This window comes from Vibrio eleionomae (genome assembly GCF_009874545.1).
In the GTDB taxonomy this organism is placed as follows: domain Bacteria; phylum Pseudomonadota; class Gammaproteobacteria; order Enterobacterales; family Vibrionaceae; genus Vibrio; species Vibrio nitrifigilis.
This window is the reverse complement of the sequence record NZ_WEKT01000109.1, coordinates 1-3236: the sequence shown is the minus strand read 5'-3', so window position 1 is coordinate 3236 and position 3236 is coordinate 1. Positions and strand designations below refer to the sequence as shown.

The window sequence follows — 3236 nt, the reverse complement described above, 5'->3', positions numbered from 1 at the left end:
TAAAAAAACTAATAATATACAAAATACAATTGTGAACTTTACTGTATCAATTATAATATTAACGCTCGGGAGTATTAACTTTCTAAACTTTACATTTGATATTATTGCTACATTTCCATTTATTGAATTCGCACAGTGTTCTATAGTCTGGCTGAACCATTGCCAAGAAACCAATCCTATTAACAAAAATGGAATGAAATCCTCTGTTCCACGGTGAAATATAAGTCCAAACACTATATAGTATATGCCTAGTGATATCATCGGTTCAAATATCCACCAAAGATAACTAAGATATGTACTTGATGCTTCTGATAATAAAGATAACTTCGCTTTATAGCGTATAATATCAAACTCTCTCTTAGTTGGGAAAAACGTCATTACAATCCTCTAATAACACTTGAGATATCATTTGAAATTTCATTTAATTTCTCTTTGTCACTTTTTGTTTCAACGTTTAGTCTTAGCATATTTTCCGTATTTGATTGTCTTATATTGAATCTAAAATCGTCCGTTTCAATACTCAATCCGTCAACAATTGTTTTTTTATAACCTTTAAATTTGTGCTCGATAATCTGTATTATTTGATTAGGATTTATAACTTTGAAATTTATTTCACCACTACAAGGAAATAGATTTTTCCTTTCTTCTATCAAATTTGATAAGGAATTAGGTGTTACAGATAACAACTCAACAATTAATAGCCAAGGAATCATCCCTGAATCACAATATGCAAAATCTCTAAAATAGTGGTGGGCACTCATCTCGCCACCATAAATTGCATCTTCTTTGCGCATGCGCTCTTTAATAAATGCGTGCCCTGTTTTCGACATCACTGGTATACCGCCTGCTTTAGTGACCACGTCAATGGTGTTCCAAGTTAAGCGTGGATCATGAATAACTTTTGCACCAGGTTCTTTCTGCAAAAACGCTTCTGCCAACAAGCCAACAATATAATAACCTTCGATAAATTCTCCGTTTTCATCAAATAAGAAACAGCGATCAAAATCTCCGTCAAAAGCAATTCCCATATCTGCTTTGTGTTCTTTCACTGCATTAGAAGTATCTGCACGACACTCGAGAAGTAAAGGGTTAGGAATACCGTTAGGAAAGTTTCCATCTTCTTCGTGGTGAATTTTAATAAATTCGATGGGGATATCTTGTTGGAGGAATCGCTTTTCTAACTCATCAATAACATGCCCAGCGGCACCATTTCCTGAGTTAACCACTAACTTCATTGGTTTGATATTTTCTGGCGTAATGTACCCCATCAGGTGGTTAACATATTCTTTTAACGTTGAGACTTCGGTATACGTTCCCTTAGTGGGTACATCTACAAATTCATTCTTTTCAGCCAACGTTTGGATTTCACGCAACCCAGTATCACCACTAATCGGTTTAGACTCTTCACGCACTAACTTCATACCGTTGTAGTCCATTGGGTTATGGCTTGCTGTCACTTCAATACCGCCATCAACACCAAGATGAAATGTCGCAAAATAAATCTCTTCAGTACCCGTTAATCCTAGATCGATAACATTAACGCCTCCATCCATTAGACCGTTCGCCAGTGCGTGTTTAAGCTCTTTGCTTGTTAAGCGTACATCACCACCAACTACTACGGTTTTTTTAGCGTCATCTTCACTTTTTATGAATTGCCCATAGGCACGGCCGATTCTATAGGCTATGTCGTTGCTCAACTGTTCACCTAATTGACCACGAATATCATAAGCTTTAAAACAGGTTAATTTTTCCATATTAGTTTTTCTCAAAGCGGATAACGTCATCTTCATTTAGATATGAACCCGATTGAATTTCGATGAGTTCTAATGGGATTTTTCCAGGGTTTTCAATTCTATGGCTGACGCCAACAGGAATATAAATTGATTGATTTTCCGTAATCACCTTTATTTGAGAATCAAAAGTTACCTTTGCTGTACCAGAAACCACTACCCAATGCTCTGCTCGATGATAATGCATCTGTAACGACTGCTTTTTACCTGGTTCAACCGTGATTCTATTCACTTTATAGCGCCCTCCCTTATCTATCGCATCTGATTTACCCCAAGGACGATATACTTCCCGATGCTCTCTGAATTCAGCTCGGTCGTCTTCTTTTAGTTGCTCGACTATATTTTTTACTTCCTGGACATTATTTTTTTGGGCAACTAAAACCGCATCTTTTGTTTCTATGACAACCATTCCCTTGATGCCAACGGCTGCTACTAATTTATTCGGCGCATAGATATAACTGTCATGTGTGTCATTCAATATGACATCGCCAATAGACACATTTCCTTTTTCATCCTTATCCGATACGTCCCATAACGCAGACCAAGAACCGACATCGCTCCATCCAGCGTCCATAGAAACGACGACGGCATGTTTCGTATGCTCCATCACCGCATAGTCAACAGAATCATCTGGACATTGCATAAACTCTTTTTTATCTACTCGAATAAAATCTAGATCATAATCAATCGCTTGAACTGATTTTTGACAATACAGATATATTTCTGGAGAAAATGTCTGTAACTCTTTTAAATAAGTGGATGCTTTAAACATAAAGCATCCACTGTTCCAATAAAATTCGCCTGAATCTAGATATTTCTGTGCTGTTTCATAGTCGGGTTTTTCAACAAATTGGTTCACTTCAAAAACATCCAAACTAACTTCTGTACCTCGGTGAATATACCCATAACCAGTTTCTGCTTTATGAGGAACAATACCGAATGTCACTAACTTTCCCTGCTCTGCCTCTTCAATCGCTTTTTTAACCGATGTTTGAAAGGCTTGGACATCTTTGACAATATGATCTGCTGCTAAAACCAATAAGGTAGGGTCGTCACCTGACTCCATTGCAGAAAATGCGGCTAAAGCAATAGCCGGAGCAGTATTTCGCCCAATAGGTTCTAATATTATCTTAGCTTTTGTTCCAATTTGTCTTAACTGTTCTGCAACTATAAAACGATGTTCTTCATTAGTAATAATGATGGGATCTGATGCTTGAAGTCCCTGAATACGCCCAATAGTACTCTGAAGCATTGATTGTGTAGATTTTGTATTTAATGATAAGAATTGCTTTGGAAATCAGGGCAAAAGCATGAAGGTGCCCATCATTAAAGGGCTGCGAGAACCTTCTCTAAATACGCTTCACTCATTCCGGCCATCTTCCTTTTGCGTTTTACTCCACCTTTGAACGTTTTTTCATTCGATATCAGTGATACACACATGTGGCG

The 3236-nt window shown here is 37.4% G+C and carries 2 protein-coding genes and 1 pseudogene; all 3 read right to left on the bottom strand.

Features of this window, described 5'->3' with window-relative positions; translation table 11 throughout:
* Window positions 1–378, bottom strand: a 378-nt coding sequence (locus F9817_RS24215; protein ID WP_427916732.1) for an ABC transporter permease, incomplete at its 3' end; no start/stop codon positions are given.
* Window positions 378–1754, bottom strand: coding sequence for a phosphohexomutase domain-containing protein (locus F9817_RS23550; protein WP_161158642.1), 1377 nt, complete (start codon window positions 1752–1754; stop codon window positions 378–380). The genes F9817_RS24215 and F9817_RS23550, both read right to left, overlap by 1 nt.
* A gap of 1 nt (window position 1755) precedes the next feature.
* Window positions 1756–3087, bottom strand: a pseudogene (locus F9817_RS23545) (mannose-1-phosphate guanylyltransferase/mannose-6-phosphate isomerase); the annotation flags it as partial.
* Window positions 3088–3236: the final 149 nt, after the last annotated feature.

Excerpts from the sequence above, each read along its gene's own strand:
- F9817_RS23550 (WP_161158642.1), bottom strand. The coding sequence starts at position 1,754 with ATGGAAAAATTAACCTGTTTTAAAGCTTATGATATTCGTGGTCAATTA.